A 20,234-nucleotide genomic window follows, 5' to 3' on the forward strand; every position below is an offset into this window, starting at 1 on the left:
ATGCGCCGCGCCGACTGGGCCTACACCTTCGCCGGCCGGCTCGGCCGCGCCGACGTGGCCGCGGTGACGCAAGCAGCCCTCGGCCCGCTGGCCCGGGCCGAGACGGTGGCCGCCATGCGCAGCGCCGGCTCGGCGCGCGACGCGCTGACGCTGCTCTTCGCCAGCCCGGAGTTCATGCGCCGATGAACCCGCCGCACGCCTCCTTCTCGCCCACCCGGCGCGGCCTGCTGCTCGGCCTCGGCGCGAGCTTCGCGCTCGGCGGCGTCCGCGCCGCCTTCGCCCAGGCGCCGGGCGAGCGCCGCCTCGTCGTCATCCTGCTGCGCGGCGCACTCGACGGGCTCTACGCCGTGCAGCCCTATGGCGATCCCGCCTTCGCCGAGCTGCGCGGCCCCCTCGCCTTGCCCGAGCCGGGGCGCGACGGCGGGCTGCTCGACCTCGGCGGCTTCTTCGGCCTGCATCCGGCGCTCCCGACGCTGCACCGCCTGTATCGCACCAACGAGGCGCTGCTGATCCATGCGGTCGCTGGCCCCTACCGCTCCCGCTCGCATTTCGAGGCGCAGGACCTGCTGGAAGCCGGCACCGAGCAGCGCATGACCAGCGGCTGGCTCAACCGCGCGTTGCAGGTCATGCCGACGAATGGCCCGTCGCGCCCGGGGCTCGCCATCGGCACCGGCGTGCCGCTGCTGCTGCGCGGCGCCGCGCCGGTCGGCAGCTACGCCCCGCCGGGGCTGGAGAGGCCCTCGCCCGACCTGATCCACCGGCTCGCCGCGCTGCAGGACAGCGACCGCCGCCTCGGCCCGGTCTTCCGCGAGGGCATGCGCGCCCGTGGCTATGCCGAGACGGTCGTCGGCACGGACACCGACCCGGAGCGCGGCAACTTCCCCCGCCTTGCCACCGCCGCCGGCCGGCTGCTGGCGGAGCGCGAGGGGCCGCGCGTCGCCGCGCTCGAGATCGGCGGCTGGGACACCCATGCCGGCCAGGCCAACCGCATCATGGGCCCGCTGCGCGGCCTGGATGCCGGGATCGAAGGGCTGCGCACCGCCCTCGGCCCGGCCTGGGCGCAGACCGCCGTGCTGGTGGTGACGGAATTCGGCCGCACCGCGCGCGTCAACGGCAACCTCGGCACCGACCACGGCACCGGCGGCGTCGCGATCCTGCTCGGCGGCGCGGTGGCCGGCGGCCGCGTGCAGGCCGACTGGCCGGGCCTCGAACCCGGAAAGCTGTTCGAGAACCGCGACCTCCAGCCGACCGCCGACCTGCGCGCGGTCGCCAAGGCGCTGCTCCGCCATCACCTGCGCCTGACCGACCGCGCCGTGGCCGCCGCCTTCCCGGGCAGCGAGGCCGTCGCGCCGATGCCCCGCCTGCTGCGCGCCTGACGCCGCCCGATCGGCAGAGGGCGGAGGCCGCACCGCGGCCGAGCACCGGCGCCGTGAATCGGTCGGCAGATCGCAACGCGGCAACCACCGCCTCCGCCGCGGCGTTGCGCCCGCGGACGGAGGATCCATGCCGGAACGCTTCGACGTCTACCGCTTCGAGGTCGCGCGCGAGGGCGCAGCCCCCGAGATCCGCTATTCCCTCGCCCCCATGAAGGGCGTCCGCTACGCCGGCCGCGGCGAGCCGCTCGGCGCCGAGCCGCAGGACAACGGCCCCGACGAGACCGAGCAGCACGAGCCCGCCGGCACGGTGGAAGCTCCGGACGGCACCACCCCCGCCTCCCTCGACCCGCCCATCCTCGACATCCCCGGCCATGGGCGCGTGGACCTGCACGCGGTGATCGGCGCGACCGAAGGCAGCGCGGACGACCTCGGCCACCTGCTGCGCTGGCGCCCGCGCCGCTGAACGCCCCGCGTCGCCGGCGCATGCCGGCCCGCGGGCCCTCGCGCTGGACAATCCCCGCGCGCCCCGCCACATGCCCCGCCCATGCCCGAGGCCCCCACCCCCTCGCCGGCGGAGGCCCCCGCCCTCCGCACCGAGGATTTCGACTACGATCTGCCCGAGCGCCTGATCGCCCAGGCGCCGGCGCGGCCGCGCGATTCCGCGCGGCTGCTGGTGGTACGCGAGCAGGGGCTCGCCGATCACGGCGTGCTCGACCTGCCGTCGCTGCTCGAGCCTGGCGACGTGATGGTGGTGAACGACACCCGCGTCATCCCCGCGCGCCTCCACGCGCGCCGCGGCGAGGCGCGCGTCGAGATCATGCTGAACCGCGCCGAGGGCGGCGGCCTCTGGCAGGCGCTGGTGCGCAATGCCCGTCGCCTCCGCCCCGGCGACGTCATCGAGATCGAGGGCGCCGAGGGCTGCACCGCCAAGGTGATCGAGCGCGACGGCGGCACCGCGATGCTCGATTTCGGCCCCGACCAATCGGCGCTCGCCGCAGCCCTCGACAAGGCCGGCGAGGTGCCGCTGCCGCCCTACATCCACCGCGAGGGCGGCCCCCGCGCCGAGGATGCCGAGGACTACCAGACCATCTTCGCGCGTCGCCCCGGCGCCGTCGCCGCGCCGACCGCGAGCCTGCACTTCACCGACCGGCTGCTCGCGGCCCTCGATGCGCGGGGCGTGCAGCGCGCGACCGTCACGCTGCATGTCGGCGCCGGCACCTTCCTGCCGGTGCGCGAGGACGATCCCCGCCGCCACCACATCCATCGCGAATGGGGCGAGATCGACGACGCCGCCGCCGCGACGATCAACGCCGCCCGCGCCGCCGGGAAGCGCGTGGTCGCGATCGGCACCACCGCGATGCGCGTGACGGAGACCGCCGCGCGCGCCGACGGCACAGTCGCGCCCTTCCGCGGCCTGACCGACCTCTACATCCTGCCCGGATTCCGCTTCCGCGCGGTGGATGCGCTGCTCACCAACTTCCACCTGCCGAAATCGACGCTGCTGATGCTGGTCTCCGCCTTCGCCGGCACGCGCCGCATGCGCGCCGCCTATGCCCATGCCGTCGCGCAGGAGTACCGCTTCTTCAGCTATGGCGACGGCAGCCTGCTGTTCCGCTGCGAGCACGACCTGTGACGCTGCATTGGACGCATTCCGCGAGTGACGGCGCCGCCCGCGCCGGCACGCTGATGACCGCGCATGGCGAGGTGCCGACGCCCGTCTTCATGCCGGTCGGCACCGCCGGCACGGTCAAGGCGATGACGGCGGATGCCGTCCGCTCCACCGGCGCGCGCATGATCCTCGGCAACACCTACCACCTGATGCTGCGCCCGGGTGCGGAGCGCGTCGCGCGGCTCGGCGGGCTGCACCGGATGGTGGACTGGCAGGGCCCGATCCTGACCGATTCCGGCGGCTTCCAGGTCATGAGCCTGACCGGCCTGCGCAAGATGGACGCCGACGGCGTCACCTTCCGCAGCCATGTGGACGGCAGCTACCACCGCCTGACGCCGGAGCGCAGCGTCGAGATCCAGCACCTGCTCGGCGCCGACGTCACCATGTGCTTCGACGAATGCACGCCCTTCCCCGCGACGCATGACCAGGCCGCGGCGAGCATGCGGCTCTCGATGCGCTGGGCCGCGCGATCCCGCGAGGCCTTCGTCCCGCGCCCCGGCCACGGCCTCTTCGGCATCGTGCAGGGCAGCACCTATGACGATCTCCGCGCCGAGAGCGTCGCCGCGCTGTCCGCCATCGGCTTCGAGGGCTACGCGATCGGCGGCCTCGCCGTCGGCGAGGGCCAGGCGGAGATGCTCCGCGTCCTCGACGTCACCGTGCCCCTCCTACCCGCCGCCGCGCCACGCTACCTGATGGGCGTCGGCACGCCGCACGACCTGGTGGAGGCCGTGCGCCGCGGCGTCGACATGTTCGACTGCGTCATCCCGACGCGCTCGGGCCGCACCGGCCGCGCCTATACCAGCCGCGGCGTTCTCAACATGCGCAATGCGCGCCACGCCGAGGATCCCTCGCCGCTCGATCCCGATTGCGACTGCCCCGCCTGCACGCGGCATTCCCGCGCCTATCTCCACCACCTGATCAAGGCGGAGGAGATGCTCGGGCCGATGCTGCTGACCTGGCACAACATCCGCTACTACCAGACGCTGATGGCGCGCCTCCGTCGCGCCATCCTGGAACGCCGCTTCGAGGCCGAGGCCGCCGCGATCATCGCCGCCTGGGAGCAGGGCGAGGCCGAAAGGAAAGCCGCGTGACGACCAAGACCGATGTCTCCGGCCTCACCATGCTCGGCCAGCATGTCGAGCAGCCGCGCTCCCCGGAGGAGGCGGTGCTCGAGCGCGTGCCGAACCCGCATCCCGGCACGCGCTATTGCGTGCGCTTCGTGGCGCCGGAATTCACCTCGCTCTGCCCGCTCACCGGCCAGCCCGACTTCGCGCATCTCGTGATCGACTACGTGCCCCGCGACTGGCTGGTAGAGAGCAAGAGCCTGAAGCTCTTCCTCACCAGCTTCCGCAACCACGGTTCCTTCCACGAGGCCTGCACCATCGGCATCGCGAAGCGGCTGGTGGAGCTGCTGGATCCCGAATGGCTGCGCATCGGCGGCTACTGGTATCCGCGCGGCGGCATCCCGATCGACGTCTTTTTCCAGACCGCCGCGCCGCCCGATGGCGTCTGGATCCCCGACCAGGGCGTCGCCCCCTACCGTGGGCGCGGCTAGCACCACCCGCCCCGCAGCGCGCCTTTCTCCCTCTCCCGCGTCACGCGGAGAGCGTGCCTCCGGCACGACGCGGGAGAGGGTCGGGGTGAGGGTGGGTCCACCCGACCCCCGCCCCGAGATCCGCGCCAAGGCGCTGTCCCTCGGCTTCGACGCCATCGGCTTCGCCCGCGCGCATCTCCCCGACCAGACCCGTGAGCGCCTCGCGCAGTTCCTCGCCGACGGCCACCACGGCGGCATGGCCTGGATGGACGCGCGCGCCGACCAGCGTGCCCATCCCCGCGCGCTCTGGCCCGAGGCGGTCAGCGTGATCTCGCTCGGCCTCAACTACGCGCCCGGCACCGATCCGCTGGCCACCCTCGCGCAGCGCGACCGCGCGACGATCAGCATCTATGCCCAGGGCCGCGACTACCACGATGTGGTGAAGGGGCGCCTCAAGCAGCTCGGCCAATGGATGGCGCACCGCTTCAAGGGCACGGACCTCAAGGTCTTCGTGGACACCGCGCCGGTGATGGAGAAGCCGCTCGCGCAGTCCGCCGGCCTCGGCTGGCAAGGCAAGCACACCAACCTCGTCTCCCGCCGCCACGGCTCCTGGCTCTTCCTCGGCGAGGTGATGACGACGCTCGACCTCGAGCCCGACGGGCCCGAGACCGACCATTGCGGCTCCTGCGACGCCTGCCTCCGCATCTGCCCGACCGACGCCTTCCCCGCGCCCTACCGGCTCGATGCGCGACGCTGCATCTCCTACCTCACCATCGAGCATCACGGCCCGATCCCGGAGGATCTGCGCCCGCTGATGGGCAACCGCATCTATGGCTGCGACGACTGCCTCGCCGTCTGCCCCTGGAACAAGTTCGCCCAGGCGCACGCCGAGCCCGCCTTCGCCCCGCGCGAAACGCTGACCGCGCTGAAGCTGGCGGAACTCGCGATGCTGGACGACCCTGGCTTCCGCGCGCTGTTCAGCGGCTCGCCCATCAAGCGCATCGGCCGCAACCGCTTCGTCCGCAACGTGCTGGTCGCCATCGGCAACAGCGGCGAGCACGCGCTGCGCCCCGTCGCGCAAGGCCTCTGCGACGATCCCGACCCGGTGGTCGCCGACTGCGCGCGCTGGGCCGTGGCACAGCTCCCGACATGACCGAGAAAGCCCTCGTCCTCTTCTCCGGCGGCCAGGATTCCGCCACCTGCCTCGCCTGGGCGCTCGACCGCTTCGCCCATGTCGAGACGATCGGCTTCGACTACGGCCAGCGCCATCGCGTCGAGCTCGACACCCGCGCCACCTTCCGCGCCGGACTCCCGCGCCACGGCGTCTGGGGTCCGCGGCTCGGCGAGGACCACCTGCTCAAGCTCGACGCGCTCGGCGCGATCTCGGAAACCTCGCTGACGCGCGAGGTGGCGATCGAGATGGACACCGGCGGCCTGCCCAACACCTTCGTCCCCGGCCGCAACCTGATCTTCCTGACCTTCGCCGCGGCGCTCGCCTTCCGCCGCGGCCTGAAGCACATCGTCACCGGCGTCTGCGAGACCGACTATTCCGGCTACCCCGACTGCCGCGACGACACGATCAAGGCGCTGCAGGTCGCCCTCAACCTCGGCATGGAGCGGCGCTTCGTCCTCCACACGCCGCTGATGTGGCGCGACAAGGCCTCGACCTGGCGCCTGGCAGAGCAACTCGGCGGCGCGGCGCTGGTCGAGGCGATCCGGCGCGACACCCATTCCTGCTACCTCGGCGACCGCACGCCCAACCCGTGGGGCGCCGGCTGCGGCACCTGTCCCGCCTGCGAGCTGCGCGCCCGCGGCTGGGCCGCCTATATCGGAGAGACGCGTTGACCACCGCCCGCCGCGAGGGGCTGTTCTTCCTCCTCGCCTTCGCCCTCTGCATTCCCGCCGCGAATTGGCTGATCGGCAATGCCGGCACCTATTGCGTGCCGAACGGCCCCTGCCTGATCCCCGTCGCACCCGGCGTCATGGCGCCCTCCGGCGTGCTGATGATCGGGCTTGCGCTGGTGCTGCGCGACCTCGTCCAGCGGCGGCTCGGCCTCGGCTGGGCCTTCGGCGCGATCCTCGCCGGCACCGTGCTGTCCGCGACGCTCGCGCCGCCCGCCCTGGTGATCGCCTCGGCCTGCGCCTTCCTCTTCTCCGAGCTGGCCGACCTCGCGGTCTACACGCCGCTGCAGAAGCGCGGCCTGACGCTCGCGGTCGCGGCGAGCAGCGTCGTCGGCCTGATCGTGGACTCTGTGTTCTTCCTCTGGCTCGCCTTCGGCAGCCTGGACTTCCTCGCCGGCCAGGTGATCGGCAAGGCCTGGATGGTGCTGCTCGCGCTGCCTCTCGTGCATTGGCTGCGCCGGCGCGATGCAAGGCTCGGCATGGCATGAACATCCTCGTCGTCCGCAATTCCGAGCACGCGCCGGAAGGCGCCTTTGGCGAGTGGCTGCGCGGCCAGGGCCATGCGCTGCGCGTCACGTCCGGCGAGGCGCTGACCGACGCCGACATGGCGGGCGAGGAAGTAGTCCTGCTGCTCGGCTCGCCGCATGGCGCCTATGACACGCACATCCCCTGGGTCGCGCGCCAGCGCGCGCTGCTCGCCGCGCGGCTCGCGGCGCGGCGCCCGACCATCGGCATCTGCTTCGGCGCGCAGGTCATGGCCGCGGCGGCCGGCGGCGACTCCCGCCCGCATCCGGGCGGCACATTCCATCGCGGCTGGCTCGGCATCGAGCACGCCGCCGATCCCGTGCTGCACGGTCCCTGGCCGCGCTGGCATGGCGACGTCATCACCCCACCGCCCGATGCCGAGGTGCTGGCGCACGACGCCGGCACCGTCCAGTCCGTCGCCCTGCCGCGCGCCATCGGCGTGCAGTTCCACCCGGAAGCGACGCCGGAGATCCTGCAAGGCTGGGCGGAGCGCTTCACCCCGCCCAACGTGGTGGACACCGACGCCCTCGCCGCCGCCAGCGCCCGGCACTACCCCGCGCGCGAGGCGGCCCGCGCCGCGCTTTTCGCGTGGCTGCTGCGCAAGGCGACCGAGGCGTAGCGCCTCAGAACTGCTCCATCGCGCGCCGCACCTTCCCCAGGAACCGCACGCGCTGCGCCTCGGTCGCGCGGTTCATGTCGTAGAGCGCGTGGTAGTCCACACGCGCCCGCCCGCCGCTGATCACCTTGAAGTAGCGTGTGACGGCCTTGCGCGGCGGATCGCCCATCAGCGCCGCCGTCCAGCGCGGCCGCCCATAGGTGCTGATCCCCGCGACGCGCCTTATGTGCAGCAGGTTGGGCTTGGCGACGCCGTCCTCCAGCCGGAAGGACACGCCGGGCAGCAGCACGCGGTCCATCCAGCCCTTCAGGATCGCCGGCAGCCCGTAGCACCAGGTCGGGAAGGACAGCACCAGAGCCTCCGCCCGCTCCAGCCGCTGCACGTACTCCTCGACCGGCGCGCGGTTGCCCGGGATCTCGTGGTAGCCGCGCCGCTCCTCCGGGCTCAGCACCGGGTTGAAGCCCTCGGCGTAGAGGTCGCAGAGATCCACCTCATGCCCCGCCGCCCGCAGCCCCTCCCGCGCGGCGTCGCGGATCGCAGCGTGGAAGCTCTCCGGCAGCGGATGCGCGTAGAGATAGAGGACCTTCACGACCCGCGCCCGGTCAGCACCGCGATGTCATCGGCCGTCAGCTCGACCGGCGTGCCGTTGCGGATGAGCTCGGCGAAGCCCTCGTTCGGCGTCATCAGCGTCAGGCAATAGAGCTTCCGGTCGCTGTCGTTCACCACGACATGCTCAACGCCCGGCCGGAGCACAAAGCAATCGCCGGGACCGATCGGCATCTCCTTCCCGTCCGCATAGGCCTTGCCGGAGCCGGCGAGGACGAAGAAGCATTCCTCCGCCACGCTGTGCGAGTTCGGCGGCGTGCGGCCGCCCGGCTCGAAGATCTCCACCACCAGCGTGAAAGACACGCCGTCGGCGATGGGATCGAGCAGGCAGGCGAAGTAGTTCGTGTCGTCGGGCGCGATGCGGAAGCCGCGCAGGTCCCCCGCCCGCTTGCCGATCACCGGCGTCGCCATCATCGCAGCCTCTCCTTCCTCGGCGGCATGGCCGTTGCTAAGCCCAGCCCATGCAGGTCCTGATGATCCACGCCCATCCGCGCGCCGACAGCCTGTCGGCCGCGCTGCGCGACGCCGCGAAGGCGGCGCTGGAGGGTGCCGGCCACCGCGTCGAGCTGCGCGACCTCTATGCCGAGCGCTTCGACCCGGTGCTGAGCAGCGAGGAGCGCGACCGCTACCACGATGTCCCCGCGAACCTGGAAGGCATCGAGGACCACGTCGCCTCGCTCCGCCGGGCGGAGGCGCTGGTGCTGGTCTACCCGACCTGGTGGTACGGGCTGCCGGCGATCCTGAAGGGCTGGCTCGACCGCGTCTGGGCGCCCGGCGTCGCCTTCACCCTCGGCGCCGGCGCGATCGAGCCGGCGCTGACCAACATCCGCCGCATCGCGGTGGTGACGACCTATGGCTCGCCGACCTGGCTGCTCTGGTACATCGGCCGTCCCGACCGCAAGCTCTTCGGCCGCGCGCTGCGCCGCCTCTGCGCGAAGGACTGCACGGTGGAGTTCGTGACGCTGACCCGCATGGACCACCGCACGCGAGCGGAATGCGAGGGTTTCGTCGCGCGCGTGCGGGCCCATTTCGCGCGCTGGTAGCTCAGCCGGGAAAGCCGACCACAGCATCCAGCTCGCGCCAATGCGGCGCGCTCGCCTCCAGCACGCGGCCGTCGCGCAGCACCACGCGGTCGGATTGCGGGCGCGAGAGGAACTCCGTCATCACCCGCGCCGGGAACAGGATCAGGTCGGCCGGCTGCCCCGCCGCGATCAGGCCGCGGCCGGCCATTCCCATCGCCTCCGCCGGGTTCGCCGTGCCGGCGCGGTGCCAGTCGCCGAAGGGGTGATCCAGGTGCAGGATCCGCGTCGCCTCCCGGAACACCTCGACCATGTCGAGGTCACCATAGGCGTAGAAGGGATCGCGCGTGTTGTCGGAGGCGACGGAGACGCGCACGCCCGCCGCGCGCAGCTCATGCACCAGCGTCACGCCGCGCCAGCGCGGGGTGCGGCCGGCCACGCGGTCCTGCAGGTACATGTTGCACATCGGCAGCACGACGATGTCGATGCCGGCCTCAGCCACCGCCGCGATGGTCTCGCGCGCGAACTCCTCCGGCTGGATCGAGAGGCTGCAGCAATGGCCGCACTGGATGCGGCCCTTGAACTTCCGCCGCAGCGCGGTCAGCGCGATCTCGCGCAGCGCCCGCGCCCCGCTCTCCCCGCTCTCGTCCACATGCAGATCGAGGTCGAGGCCGCGCGCCTCTGCCAGCGAGAAGAACCAGTCCAGCTCCTCCTGGAAGCCGGCCGGCAGCGCATCGTGGATGCTGCCGCTGTGGCGCGTGACCATGCCCAGCACGCCGCCATGCGAGGCCACGAGATCGGCAAGCTCCACCCCCGCATCGCCCACGAAGCGGTCCATCGGCGCGATGGAGACCATCTGCAGCGCGACCTTGCCCGCCCAACGCTCCCGCAGCTTCGCCAGCACCCGCCAGCTGCCATGCGCGACCGGCAGGTAGGTGTCGATGTGGGTGCGGATCGCGACCGTGCCGTGCGCATAGGCGCAGCGGATCGCGAACTCCGCCCGCGCCTCGACATCCGCTTCCGACCAGGACCGGCCGCGGTCGCCCATCACCGCGTTCAGCGCGCCGAAGAAGGTGCCGTCCGGATTGCGGGTGCGCGGCCAGATATGCCCCTTGTCGAGATGCGTGTGTGCGTCGAGCGGCCCCGGCCAGACGAGGCCGCCGAGCAAATCCACGCCCTCGGCCACGCTGCCGACGGGTGCGACGCCCGCGATGCGCCCGTCCTCGATCCGGATGTCGAGCCGGACGAGCCCGTCCTCGTCGCGCTCCGCCTCGAAGCCCGGGACCAGCACGCCCGGGGCGCGCGCGTTCCGAAGCCAGTACCGCGCGCCCGCGTCCCGCAATGCAGCCTTCACCGGCGTTCCTTCATCGCGCTCTCGTGCCAGTGCCGCAGCGCCATGTGCGAGACCAGCGTCATCGCCAGGAAGATCGCGATGCCCGTGACCGAGATCAGCACCAGCGCGGCGAACATCCGCGGGATCTGCAGCTGGAACCCGGCTTCCAGGATCCGGTAGGCGAGGCCGGAGGCGCGCCCGCCCGTCCCGGCCACGAACTCCGCCACGATCGCGCCGATCAGCGCGAGCCCGCCCGAGATCTTCAGCCCGCCCAGGAAATAGGGCATCGCCGTCGGCAGCCTGAGGCGCATCAGCACCTGCCAGCGGCTCGCGCGGTACAGCCGGAACAGGTCCGTCAGGTTGTGGTCGGCGCTGTTCAGCCCGAGCGTCGTGTTCGACAGGATCGGAAAGAAGGCGACGATCCAGGCGCAGATCAGGAGTGCGATCCGCACATCGTCCACCCAGATGATGATCAGCGGCGCGATGGCGACGATCGGCGTCACCTGCAGGATCACCGCATAGGGAAACAGCGACATCTCGATGATGCGCGACTGCGCGAACAGCACCGCGAGCGCCAGCCCCAGCGCCGCGGCGACGAACAGCGCGGCGAAGGTGATCTGCAGCGTGATCCAGAGGCTGATCTGAAGGCTGTGCCAGTCGCGGATCAGCGTGCGCCCGATCTCGAGCGGGCCGGGCAGGATGTAGCTCGGCACCTCGTTCGCACGCACCGCCCATTCCCAGGCGCCGAGCGCGAGCACGCCGATCAGCAGCGGCATCAGAATCCGCGCCCAGGATTCCGGCGTGAGGCCCAGGATGGTGCGCTCGCGGATCTCCACCGGCGCATCCGCCGCCTCGCTGGCCGAGAGCTCGACGCGCGCCGTCGTGGGCGGGTCGATCGCGTTCATGCGTGCTCTCCCATCGCGGCATGCAGCGCCTGCGACACCTCGCGGCAATGCGCGGCATACTCGGCCGAGGTGCGGAACACCTCGCCGCGCGGATAGGGCTCGTTGACCTCGATGTCCTCCACCACGCGACCGGGCCGTGCCGCCATCACGACGATGCGGCGGGAGAGGTAGACGCTCTCGAACACCGAATGGGTGACGAAGATCGCGGTGAAGCGCTCCGCCTGCCAAAGCGTCAGCAGGTCGTTGTTCAGCTTGTGGCGGGTGATCTCATCGAGGGCGGCGAAGGGCTCGTCCATCAGCAGCAGCCGCGGCCGCGTCACCAGCGCGCGGGCGATGGAGACGCGCATCTTCATGCCGCCCGAAAGCGCGCGCGGATAGGATTTCTCGAAGCCCTTGAGGCCGACCTCCGCCAGCGCCGCCGCGGCCCGGTCCGCCGCCTCGCCGCGGTTCACGCCGGCCAGGCGAAGCGGCAGCATCACGTTCTTCAGCGCGTTCGACCAGGGCATCAGCGTCGGCTCCTGGAAGACGAAGCCGATATCGCCCGTCGCCTGGCCGCCTGCCGCCATGTCGATGCGCCCCGTGGTCGGCGCCATCAGCCCGGCGATCATGCGCAGCACGGTGGACTTGCCGCAGCCCGAGGGGCCGAGCAGGGAGACGAAGTCGCCCTGTCCGATCGCCAGCTCCACGCCCTGCACGGCGAGGGTGCCGTTGGCGTAGCGCTTGCCCACGCCCTCGAGCGTGACGACGGGCGGTCCCGCCGTCACCGTCGTCATCATGCTGCCGTCCATGCCGGTCTCAGGTCATCCCCACGCGGCGATTGATGAAGTCGAGGCTGTAGGCGCGTCGGAAGTCCATCCCGGCCGGGTATACGCCCGCATCGCGCATCGTCTCGTAGAAGCGCTGCCAGCGCTCATGCGTCATCGCACCGATACCAAGGCGCTGCGCATCGCCGGAATTGACGATGCCGTACTCGTTCATGATCCGGATGGCGTGCGCGATCTTCGCATCGTCCATCTCGGGGTTGTCGCGCTTGATTAGCGCGTTCGCCGCCTCGATCCCCTGGCCGGTCATGTACTGCGCCCAGCCCTCGATCGTGGCGTTGACGAAGCGCTGCACGACGTCGCGCCGCTCGTTCACCATGCGCTGCGAGATGTCGATCGTCGTCTGGTAGTTCTCGAACCCGGCATCGGCGATCAGGAAGATGCGGGGGTTGGCGCCGGCCTGTCGCGCCGCATAGGGCTCGGAAGACAGGAAGCCCTGCTGGATCGCGTTGCGGTCCGCCAGGAAGGGGCCGACGTTGAAGGTGTAGGGGCGGATCTGCTCGTCGGTGAAGCCGAAGCGACGACGCAGGAACGGCCAGTAGGAGACGCGCCCGGCCGCACCGATCAGGATCGGCCGCCCGCGCATGTCCTCGAAGCTGTTGATGCCGTTCCCCTCATGGGTCATCAGCACCTGCGGATCCTTCTGCATGACGGAGGCGATGCAGAGGAAGGGCAGGTTCTCGCGCACATAGTTGAGCGCCTGGAAGGCGTTGGACATGATCATGTCCACGCGGCCGGCCAGCAGAAGCTGGGCCGGGTTCTGCTGCGGCCCGCCCATGCGCAGGTCCACCTCGAGCCCGTGGCGGCGATAGATGCCGGCCGCGACCGCCTGGTAGTAGCCGCCGTGCTCGGCCTGGGCGCGCCAGTTGGTCTGGAAGGACACGCGGTCGAGGCTCTGCGCCACCGGCACGCGCGCGCCGGCGACGGCGGTCAGCGCGAAGGCGGCGCCGCCGAGCAGCGCGCGGCGTTCGATACGGTAGCGGGTGCGGTTCGGGGCGTCGGCCATGATCCCTGCTCCTCCTTGATGAGCCGCGCCGAGCGGCGCGTCGCAACAGGGCATGGCTGTCCCGGCAGCACCCCGCGTTGCGGCGGGAAAGGCAGCAAGACCCATGCCACGCCAGGGTCCCCTCACCGGGCGCGCCGGTCACATAGCGCGAAGCGGTCGCGCCGCGAAAGCGGGCAGTCGCGGAAAGTTTGGGCAGGACCGTCGGGTGCGTCCCTCGCTCACCGGCTCGGATCGGTGATCACGGCCGGCGCGACGGCGCCGGGGTCCCCGCAAGCCTGCGAAGCGGTCTTGCGGGGAATGATCAGAAGGCCAGTTGCACCTTCATCGCGCGCCGCCGGTCGCTCGCCAGTTCGAAGGCGCGCAGCGCCTCCGCGGCCGGCACGACCTCGGTCAGCATCGGCGTGGGGTCGAGCCGCCCGCTCGCCAGCACCTCCACCGCATGGCCGAACTCGGCATGGAAGCGAAAGCTGCCGCGCAGCGTCACCTCGCGCGCCACCAGCGCCGAGAGCGGCAGCGCCGCCTCGCCGCCCACGCCCACCTGCACCACGACGCCGCCCGGCCGGATCGCCGGCAGCGCGCCGACCAGCGCCGCCCCGCTGCCGGAGCATTCGAAGGCGACGTCGAAATGCCCCTTCCCGGCCGCGTAGCCTGCCAGCGCCTCGGGCGCCTCGCCCAGCGCATGGGTGCGGTCAGCCCCCATCGCCTCCGCGATCGCGAGCGGCGGCGCGACGAGATCCGTCACCACCACCTCCCGCGCCCCGCCAAGCCGCGCGACCGCGGCGCAGAGCACGCCGATCGGCCCCGATCCCGTCACCAGCACCCGCGCGCCGAGCAGCGGCCCCGCCTCCGCCGCCGCATGCAGGCAGACGGAGAGCGGCTCCGCGAAGGCCGCGCGCTCCACGGTCAGTCCAACCGGCAGCTTCACCGCCCGCGCCGCCTCGCAGGTGAAGCGCGCGCGGAAGGCGCCCTGCACATGCGGCATGCGCATCGCGCTGCCGAGGAAGCGCATCTCCGTGCAGTGGATCGGCCGGCCGGCAAGGCATTGCGCGCAGGCGCCGCAGGGCAGGCTTGGGTTCACCGCCACCGCATCGCCGGCCGCGACATGCGTGACGCCGGCGCCGACCGCCTCGACGACGCCCGCCGCCTCATGCCCCAGCACCATCGGTTCGCGCACCCTGACCGTGCCGAAGCCGCCGGCATGGAAGTAGTGCAGGTCAGACCCGCAGATGCCGCCGCGTCCGATACGGATGCGGACTTCGCCAATGCCAGGGTCCGGCGCCGCGCGATCCTCGACGCGCAGATCGTGCGCGGCGTGGATGACGACGGCCGTCACTGGTCCACCGGCGTCGGCAGCGGCTTGCCGTCCATCTGCGCCTCGAGGTTCTCCCGCATCAGCGCGCCCATCGCCTTGCGCGTCTCGACGGTACCCGACGCCGCATGCGGCTGCAGCACGACGTTCGGGAAGGCCAGGAAGGCCGGGTCGATATCCGGCTCGTTGAGGAACACGTCGAGCCCGGCCGCGCCGATCCGTCCCGCGCGCAGCGCGTCCAGCAGCGCCGCCTCGTCCACCACCGTCCCGCGGCTGACGTTGCAGAAGATCGCCCCCTCCGGCAGCGCCTCGATCGTCGCGCGGTCCACCAGGCCGCGCGTCGCAGCACCCCCGGCAGCCGAGACCATCAGGATGTCCACATGCGGCGCCATCTCGGCCGGCGTCGCATACCAGTCATAGGCCGGCACGCCGCCCTTGCGGGCCCGCGAACTGTAGGAGATCGGCATCCGGAACGCCGCCGCGCGGCGCGCGATCGCGCTGCCGATGCGCCCCAGCCCGACGATGCCGAGCCGCTTGCCCCAGACGCGCGTGGTCAGCGGGAAGCTGCCCTTGGACTTCCAGGACCCGTCGCGCACCCAGGCATCGCCGTGCGGGATGCGCCGCGCCGCCGCCAGCATCAGGCCGATGGCCATGTCGGCGACCTCCTCGGTCAGCACGTCGGGCGTGTTCGTCACGCGGATGCCGCGCGCCTTGGCCGCCGGCACGTCGATCAGGTCGTAGCCCACGCCGTAGCAGGCGATGATCTCGACCTTCGGAAGCGCATCCATCAGCGCCGCATCCGCGCCGACCTCGCCCTTGGTCGCGATGGCGCGGATCGTCTCGCGCCCCGCCGCCAGCATCGCCTGCTTCGCCGCCGCATCGGGGGCGGCGTAGTAGAGATGCAGGTCGAAGCGCTCGCTCAGCGCCTCCAGGTCCCAGGCGGGCAGCTCGCCGGCAATGAGCAGGCCGGGCTTCATGCGACCCTCCCGCCCAGCTCGTCCTCGACATGGGCGCGGATGATCTCGTCGAACGTCTTCTCCGCCTTGAAGCCGAGCGCTTCAGCCCGCTTCGCCTCGAAGCGCCGCGGCCAGCCCGCGACGATGCGCGCGACGGTCTCGTCCGGCTCGCGCCGGATCAGCGCGACGGCCTTGTCGCCCGCGACGCGGCGCAGCGCCTCGATCTGCTCGGCGACCGTCGCGGCCAGCCCCGGCATCGTCAGGTTGCGCCGCGCCCCGAGCGGCTGGGTGTCGAGGGTCGCGGCATGCACCAGGAACCCCACCGCCGCGCGCGGGCTCGCATGCCAGTGCATCACCGTGTCGGGCACCGGCAGCACCGCCGGCTGCCCCGCCAGCGGCTCGCGCAGGATCGAGGAGAAGAAGCCGCTCGCCGCCTTGTTCGGCGTGCCGGGCCGGATGCAGATCGTCGGCAGCCTGATCCCGATGCCGTCGAAGAAGCCGCGGCGCGAGTAGTCCGCCAGCAGCAGCTCGCCGATCGCCTTCTGCGTGCCGTAGCTGGTCAGCGGCGTGGTGAAGAACTCGTCTCCGATCGCCTCCGGGAAAGGCGCGCCGAACACGGCGATGGAGGAGGTGAAGACGACGCGCGGCGCATAGCCGGGGTTGCGGAGGCCCTCCTGCCGGATCGCCTCGAACAGGAAGCGCGTGCCGTCGAGGTTGATGCGGTAGCCCTTGTCGAAATCCGCCTCGGCCTCGCCCGAGACGATGGCGGCGAGGTGGAAGATCACGTCGGGCCGAGTGCCGACCATGCAGGCCGCCTCACCCGACGCCGAGAGGTCCGCCGCCCAGGCGCGGCCCTCGATCCCGGTCGGCATCTCCGGCGCGACCACGTCCACCAGGCTGAGCCGCCCGAGTTTCCGCCCGCCGAGCCCGCCATCCGCGACCAGCCGCGCGACGAGCTTGCGGCCGATCATCCCCGCCGCGCCGATGACGAGCACATGCATTGCTGGACCCTCCCGAAGCGTGCGGGAGGCTAGGGCAGGCACGGCCTCGGCGTCACCCCTGCCCCACCCTCGGGCGAAAGCCCTGGACCGTTGCACCTATCGCCTGTTTTCTCGGCAACACCGGTCTACAATCTGCGAATCAACCTCAATCCGCACATGATTTCCTCACCCCTCGCCTGTAGGTAGTAATGGCAAGGGGGCTACGCGAGCGCAGGGCCGGTCAGGCTTTCCGAAGCCGAGATGCAGAAGGGCGCGCGCCATGCCAATCCGGACTCCCACGGTCACAACGCCTTCCACCCGCCTGTCGCGACGCCTGCTGCTCGGCGGCGCCCTCGCGCTTCCCACCCTCGCCACCGCCCGCGCCTCCGGCCCCGAGCCGGTGGATGTCGAGCTCGTCCTCGCCGTCGACGTCTCCCGCTCGGTGGACCAGGAGGAGCAGGAGCTGCAGTTCCGCGGCTACGCCGCCGCCTTCCGCGACCCCAAGCTGATCGAGGGCATCGCCGGCGGCCCGCTCGGCCAGATCGCCGTCACCCTCTTCACCTGGTCCGACTGGCACATCCAGGAACACCTCGTGCCGTGGATGAGGATCGGCGACGCGGCGAGTGCCGAGCGCGTCGCCGCCGCGATCGACGCCGCCCCGCGCCGCACCTGGCTCTACACCTCGATCTCCGGCGCGATGGACTTCGCCTCGAACCTCTTCGGCCGCGGCTACGAGGGCACGCGTCGCGTCGTCGACATCTCCGGCGACGGCGTGAACAATTCCGGCCGCCCGCTCGGCGATGCGCGCCGCGACGCGCTGGAGAAGGGCATCGTGCTGAACGGCCTCGCGGTGCTCGACCGCACGCCGCAGCCCTGGTCCGCGGGCCTTCCGCCGCTCGACGACTACTACCGCAGCGAGGTGATCGGCGGCCCCGGCGCCTTCCTGATGGTGGCCGAGGGCTTCGACGCCTTCGAGAACGCCGTGAAGCGCAAGATCATCCGCGAGATCGCCGCCGCGCCGCCCCCAGGCCCCCTGGTCGAGCGCGCCTACGCATAGGTTTGCTGGCGCGCGGCCTCCGGCCGCTTGCCCGCGCCGCAGACATGACGTCCCGGGCCGTGCGGTCGGTCGCCGCGCGGGCCGCCTTTCGGCGGCCGAGGACAGCGAGGCCCCTGGTCCGCCGCCTGCCCACAAGATGGGCAACCCGTAACCTGCATGCTACGCCACCGGCGTCTATATGATGCGTTGCAGCATTCGACTCCGACGCACCCGAGCCGCAGGATCCGCCATCCCGTGAACGCCGTGCCTCCCCTCCCCGGCCAGGAGCTGCTGGCCAAGGGCGCCGAGACCATGTCCCGCGCCCTCGACCAAGCCCGCAGCCTCGCCGAGGTCGCCGCCCGCCAGGCCGAAGCCCTCGCCCCGAAGCCGCCGCGCCCGCCCGCCGCCCTCGGCTTCCTCGGCCTCGACCCGCTGCGCCTCACCCAGGCGGCGATGGAATACACGCTCGACGCCACCCAGCGCGGCATCCTGTTCTGGGACACGATGCGGCGCGCCGGGAACGCCTTCGTCGAGCACGAGAAGGCAGGCTGCCCGCCCGTCCTCGTCTTCGAGTGGGAGATGCTGGTCGACGGCCGCACCCTGCCGCGCCGCTGCAACTACGCCCTCGTCCGCATCAAGCCACCCGAGGGATACAAGCCGACCGACCCGAAGGCGCGGCCCTTCGTCATCATCGACCCGCGCGCCGGCCACGGCGCCGGCATCGGCGGCTTCAAGTCCGACAGCCAGGTCGGCGTCGCGCTGCGCCGCGGCCACCCGGTCTACTTCGTCATCTTCTTCAAGGACCCCGAGCCCGGCCAGACCATCCTCGACATCACCGCGGCCGAGCGCGCCTTCCTCCGCAAGGTGCACGACCTGCACCCCGACGCGCCGAAGCCCGTCGTCATCGGCAATTGCCAGGGCGGCTGGGCGGTCATGATGCTCGGCGCCTCCGACCCGGAGCTGATGGGCCCGCTGGTGCTGAACGGCGCGCCGCTCTCCTATTGGGCGGGCGAGAAGGGCCGCAACCCGATGCGCTACACCGGTGGCCTCGCGGGCGGCTCCTGGCCCGCCGCGCTGCTCGCCGACCTCGGCAACGGCCGCTTCGACGGCGCCAACCTCGTCCTGAACTTCGAAGGCCTCTCCCCCGGCAACACCTGGTTCAAGAAGTACTGGACCGTCTACGAGCGCGCCGACAGCGAGCCCGAGCGCTTCCTGGAATTTGAGCGCTGGTGGGGCGGCTACTACCTGATGAACCGCGACGAGATCCGCTGGATCGTCGAGAACCTGTTCATCGGCGACCGCTTCGCGCGCGGCGAGATCAGCGCGGGTCCCTCGTCCCGCGGCGGCGCGACCTTCAACATGCGCTCGATCAAGTCGCCGATCATCGTCTTCGCCTCCGCCGGCGACAACATCACCCCGCCCGGCCAGGCGCTGCGCTGGATCGCCGACGTCTATCGCGACGAGGCCGAGATCAAGCGCCTCGGCCAGACCATCGTCTATCTCGTCCACGACGAAATCGGCCATCTCGGCATCTTCGTCTCGGGCAAGGTTGCCAACCGCGAGCACACCGAGATCGCCAACACCCTCGACATGATCGAGGCGGTCGCCCCCGGCCTCTACGAGATGCGCATCACCGACGTCGCCGGCAGCGGCACCAACACCGGCTACCAGGTGGAGCTCGTCGCCCGCACCATCGCCGACATCCGCGCCGTCTCCGGCGAGGCCGCGAACGAGGCCTTCCCGGCGGTCGCCAAGATCTCGGCCGCCAACCAGACCATCTACGACCTCGTCATGGGTCCCGCGATCCGCCACATGACGACGGAGCGCAGCGCGGAACTCCGCCGCCAGCTCCATCCGATGCGCGCGCGGCGCTACATGGTCTCCGATCTCAACCCATTCATGGCGCCCTTCGCCGCGGCCGCCGAGCAGGTGCGCGCGCGCCGCGCCCCGGCCTCGCCCGACAACCCCTTCCTCGAAGCAGAGCGCGCGGTGGCCGAGCGCATCGAAGGCGCGCTCGACAGCTGGGCCGATTGGCGCGACGCCTGGACCGAGGCCGCCTTCCACGCCGTCTACGGCACCCTCGCCGCGCTCGGCGTCGCCGAGGGCACTCCGGAGGAGCAGGTGGCCGAGAGCGCCGATGCCCTCGCCGACGCGCCGGAGATGCGCCACGCCCTCGCCCGCATCGCCGCCGGCGGCTACGCCGAGGCCGTGATCCGCATGATGATCCTGCTGGCGCGCGCGCGCGGCGGGGTCCGCCGCTCGCGTCTCGCGCGCAGCCAGGCGGTGCTGACGGGCGAGGCGCCCTTCGCTGACATGACCGCCGCCGCACGCCAGGCGCTGATCCGCGAGCAGACGCTGATCGTCGAACTGTCGCCGGAGGAGGCGCTGGCCGCCCTGCCGAAGCTGCTCCCCACCAAGGCCGAGCGCCGCCGCGCCCTCGACACGGTGGAGGAGGTCGCGGGGCCCGAGGACGAGCTCGGCGATGCCGCGCTCGGCATGCTGCGCCGGCTGCGCGAGGTGCTGGCGGCGGGCTGAAGGCGGCGGCGCGCGGCGCGGCGGTCGCCCGATCCGGGCACGACGCCGGGACGCGCCGCGTCTTTTCGGGATGCGGGCGCCTTGCCCGGCCCGCCGGCGCCCCGCA

The 20,234-nt window shown here is 72.0% G+C and carries 21 protein-coding genes and 1 pseudogene; 13 read left to right on the forward strand and 9 right to left on the reverse strand.

The annotated features are described in order from the left end of the window. The 10 genes and pseudogenes from L2I40_RS05345 to L2I40_RS05390 form a co-directional block, all read left to right on the forward strand. Positions 1-186 (forward strand): annotated as a pseudogene (locus L2I40_RS05345) (DUF1800 domain-containing protein); the annotation flags it as partial. Continuing rightward, positions 183-1,376 carry a DUF1501 domain-containing protein gene (locus L2I40_RS05350; RefSeq protein WP_237213841.1) on the forward strand — a complete coding sequence of 398 codons (1,194 nt, stop codon included), beginning with the start codon at positions 183-185 and terminating at the stop codon, positions 1,374-1,376. The pseudogene L2I40_RS05345 and the gene L2I40_RS05350, both read left to right, overlap by 4 nt. Before the next feature lie 127 nt (positions 1,377-1,503). Beyond that, positions 1,504-1,839, forward strand: coding sequence for a hypothetical protein (locus tag L2I40_RS05355; RefSeq protein WP_237213842.1), 336 nt, complete (start codon positions 1,504-1,506; stop codon positions 1,837-1,839). An 81-nt stretch (positions 1,840-1,920) separates the two neighbouring features. Then, positions 1,921-3,009 (forward strand): tRNA preQ1(34) S-adenosylmethionine ribosyltransferase-isomerase QueA, encoded by a 1,089-nt coding sequence (queA, locus tag L2I40_RS05360; protein WP_237213843.1) that lies wholly within the window; start codon positions 1,921-1,923, stop codon positions 3,007-3,009. Then, positions 3,006-4,136, forward strand: a complete 1,131-nt coding sequence (tgt, locus tag L2I40_RS05365) for a tRNA guanosine(34) transglycosylase Tgt (protein WP_272910939.1) — start codon at positions 3,006-3,008, stop codon at positions 4,134-4,136. The genes queA and tgt overlap by 4 nt, the downstream gene beginning before the upstream one ends. 29 nt (positions 4,137-4,165) lie before the next feature. Then, a complete protein-coding gene (gene queF, locus L2I40_RS05370) occupies positions 4,166-4,600 on the forward strand; it encodes a preQ(1) synthase (RefSeq protein ID WP_237213861.1) in 435 nt (144 codons plus the stop codon). Between the two features lie 85 nt (positions 4,601-4,685). After that, positions 4,686-5,732, forward strand: coding sequence for a tRNA epoxyqueuosine(34) reductase QueG (gene queG / locus L2I40_RS05375; RefSeq protein WP_237213844.1), 1,047 nt, complete (start codon positions 4,686-4,688; stop codon positions 5,730-5,732). After that, positions 5,729-6,424 carry a 7-cyano-7-deazaguanine synthase QueC gene (gene queC / locus L2I40_RS05380; protein ID WP_237213845.1) on the forward strand — a complete coding sequence of 232 codons (696 nt, stop codon included), beginning with the start codon at positions 5,729-5,731 and terminating at the stop codon, positions 6,422-6,424. The genes queG and queC overlap by 4 nt, the downstream gene beginning before the upstream one ends. Further along, entirely contained in the window at positions 6,421-6,969 is a 549-nt protein-coding gene (locus tag L2I40_RS05385) for a VUT family protein (protein ID WP_237213846.1), read from the forward strand. Before queC ends, L2I40_RS05385 begins: the two co-directional genes overlap by 4 nt. Next, the gene (locus L2I40_RS05390) at positions 6,966-7,625 is read left to right on the forward strand and encodes a type 1 glutamine amidotransferase (RefSeq protein WP_237213847.1); all 660 of its coding nucleotides are present in this window, start codon (positions 6,966-6,968) and stop codon (positions 7,623-7,625) included. The genes L2I40_RS05385 and L2I40_RS05390 overlap by 4 nt, the downstream gene beginning before the upstream one ends. Before the next feature lie 4 nt (positions 7,626-7,629). Here L2I40_RS05390 and L2I40_RS05395 read toward each other — a convergent pair whose 3' ends face one another. Both L2I40_RS05395 and L2I40_RS05400 read right to left on the reverse strand, forming a co-directional pair. After that, positions 7,630-8,211, reverse strand: a complete 582-nt coding sequence (locus tag L2I40_RS05395; protein WP_237213848.1) for an NAD(P)H-dependent oxidoreductase — start codon at positions 8,209-8,211, stop codon at positions 7,630-7,632. Further along, entirely contained in the window at positions 8,208-8,642 is a 435-nt protein-coding gene (locus L2I40_RS05400) for a cupin domain-containing protein (RefSeq protein ID WP_237213849.1), read from the reverse strand. The genes L2I40_RS05395 and L2I40_RS05400 overlap by 4 nt, the downstream gene beginning before the upstream one ends. 47 nt (positions 8,643-8,689) lie before the next feature. On the opposite strand from L2I40_RS05400, the gene L2I40_RS05405 reads away from it, so the two are divergent. Beyond that, positions 8,690-9,271, forward strand: coding sequence for an NAD(P)H-dependent oxidoreductase (locus L2I40_RS05405; protein WP_237213850.1), 582 nt, complete (start codon positions 8,690-8,692; stop codon positions 9,269-9,271). Position 9,272: 1 nt separating this feature from the next. Here L2I40_RS05405 and L2I40_RS05410 read toward each other — a convergent pair whose 3' ends face one another. From L2I40_RS05410 to denD, 7 genes are all read right to left on the reverse strand, one after another. Further along, positions 9,273-10,601, reverse strand: a complete 1,329-nt coding sequence (locus L2I40_RS05410; protein WP_237213851.1) for a cytosine deaminase — start codon at positions 10,599-10,601, stop codon at positions 9,273-9,275. Further along, positions 10,598-11,485: an ABC transporter permease gene (locus tag L2I40_RS05415; protein WP_237213852.1), complete on the reverse strand. Its 888-nt coding sequence runs from the start codon at positions 11,483-11,485 to the stop codon at positions 10,598-10,600. Before L2I40_RS05415 ends, L2I40_RS05410 begins: the two co-directional genes overlap by 4 nt. Beyond that, positions 11,482-12,273 (reverse strand): ABC transporter ATP-binding protein, encoded by a 792-nt coding sequence (locus L2I40_RS05420; protein WP_237213853.1) that lies wholly within the window; start codon positions 12,271-12,273, stop codon positions 11,482-11,484. The genes L2I40_RS05415 and L2I40_RS05420 overlap by 4 nt, the downstream gene beginning before the upstream one ends. A 7-nt stretch (positions 12,274-12,280) precedes the next feature. After that, the gene (locus tag L2I40_RS05425) at positions 12,281-13,312 is read right to left on the reverse strand and encodes an ABC transporter substrate-binding protein (RefSeq protein WP_237213854.1); all 1,032 of its coding nucleotides are present in this window, start codon (positions 13,310-13,312) and stop codon (positions 12,281-12,283) included. Between the two features lie 301 nt (positions 13,313-13,613). Then, positions 13,614-14,645, reverse strand: a complete 1,032-nt coding sequence (locus L2I40_RS05430) for an L-idonate 5-dehydrogenase (protein WP_237213855.1) — start codon at positions 14,643-14,645, stop codon at positions 13,614-13,616. Further along, complete coding sequence (locus L2I40_RS05435) at positions 14,642-15,598, reverse strand: 2-hydroxyacid dehydrogenase (protein WP_237213856.1); 957 nt, start codon at positions 15,596-15,598, stop codon at positions 14,642-14,644. The genes L2I40_RS05430 and L2I40_RS05435 overlap by 4 nt, the downstream gene beginning before the upstream one ends. Beyond that, positions 15,595-16,578 carry a D-erythronate dehydrogenase gene (gene denD, locus L2I40_RS05440; RefSeq protein ID WP_237213857.1) on the reverse strand — a complete coding sequence of 328 codons (984 nt, stop codon included), beginning with the start codon at positions 16,576-16,578 and terminating at the stop codon, positions 15,595-15,597. The genes L2I40_RS05435 and denD overlap by 4 nt, the downstream gene beginning before the upstream one ends. A gap of 259 nt (positions 16,579-16,837) precedes the next feature. On the opposite strand from denD, the gene L2I40_RS05445 reads away from it, so the two are divergent. Both L2I40_RS05445 and L2I40_RS05450 read left to right on the forward strand, forming a co-directional pair. Beyond that, positions 16,838-17,614, forward strand: a complete 777-nt coding sequence (locus tag L2I40_RS05445; protein WP_237213858.1) for a DUF1194 domain-containing protein — start codon at positions 16,838-16,840, stop codon at positions 17,612-17,614. A gap of 234 nt (positions 17,615-17,848) precedes the next feature. Continuing rightward, on the forward strand, positions 17,849-20,128 hold the full coding sequence (locus L2I40_RS05450; protein ID WP_237213859.1) for a DUF3141 domain-containing protein: 2,280 nt from the start codon (positions 17,849-17,851) through the stop codon (positions 20,126-20,128). The last annotated feature ends 106 nt before the right edge of the window (positions 20,129-20,234 follow it).

This window comes from Falsiroseomonas oryziterrae, from assembly GCF_021864505.1.
Classification (GTDB): Bacteria; Pseudomonadota; Alphaproteobacteria; order Acetobacterales; family Acetobacteraceae; genus Falsiroseomonas; species Falsiroseomonas oryziterrae.

Excerpts from the sequence above, each read along its gene's own strand:
- L2I40_RS05445 (WP_237213858.1), top strand. The coding sequence starts at position 16,838 with ATGCCAATCCGGACTCCCACGGTCACAACGCCTTCCACCCGCCTGTCG.
- L2I40_RS05415 (WP_237213852.1), bottom strand. The coding sequence starts at position 11,485 with ATGAACGCGATCGACCCGCCCACGACGGCGCGCGTCGAGCTCTCGGCC.
- L2I40_RS05390 (WP_237213847.1), top strand. The coding sequence starts at position 6,966 with ATGAACATCCTCGTCGTCCGCAATTCCGAGCACGCGCCGGAAGGCGCC.
- L2I40_RS05350 (WP_237213841.1), top strand. The coding sequence starts at position 183 with ATGAACCCGCCGCACGCCTCCTTCTCGCCCACCCGGCGCGGCCTGCTG.
- L2I40_RS05400 (WP_237213849.1), bottom strand. The coding sequence starts at position 8,642 with ATGATGGCGACGCCGGTGATCGGCAAGCGGGCGGGGGACCTGCGCGGC.
- L2I40_RS05355 (WP_237213842.1), top strand. The coding sequence starts at position 1,504 with ATGCCGGAACGCTTCGACGTCTACCGCTTCGAGGTCGCGCGCGAGGGC.
- denD (WP_237213857.1), bottom strand. The coding sequence starts at position 16,578 with ATGCATGTGCTCGTCATCGGCGCGGCGGGGATGATCGGCCGCAAGCTC.
- queF (WP_237213861.1), top strand. The coding sequence starts at position 4,166 with ATGCTCGGCCAGCATGTCGAGCAGCCGCGCTCCCCGGAGGAGGCGGTG.
- queC (WP_237213845.1), top strand. The coding sequence starts at position 5,729 with ATGACCGAGAAAGCCCTCGTCCTCTTCTCCGGCGGCCAGGATTCCGCC.
- queA (WP_237213843.1), top strand. The coding sequence starts at position 1,921 with ATGCCCGAGGCCCCCACCCCCTCGCCGGCGGAGGCCCCCGCCCTCCGC.
- L2I40_RS05425 (WP_237213854.1), bottom strand. The coding sequence starts at position 13,312 with ATGGCCGACGCCCCGAACCGCACCCGCTACCGTATCGAACGCCGCGCG.
- L2I40_RS05420 (WP_237213853.1), bottom strand. The coding sequence starts at position 12,273 with ATGGACGGCAGCATGATGACGACGGTGACGGCGGGACCGCCCGTCGTC.
- L2I40_RS05435 (WP_237213856.1), bottom strand. The coding sequence starts at position 15,598 with ATGAAGCCCGGCCTGCTCATTGCCGGCGAGCTGCCCGCCTGGGACCTG.
- L2I40_RS05405 (WP_237213850.1), top strand. The coding sequence starts at position 8,690 with ATGCAGGTCCTGATGATCCACGCCCATCCGCGCGCCGACAGCCTGTCG.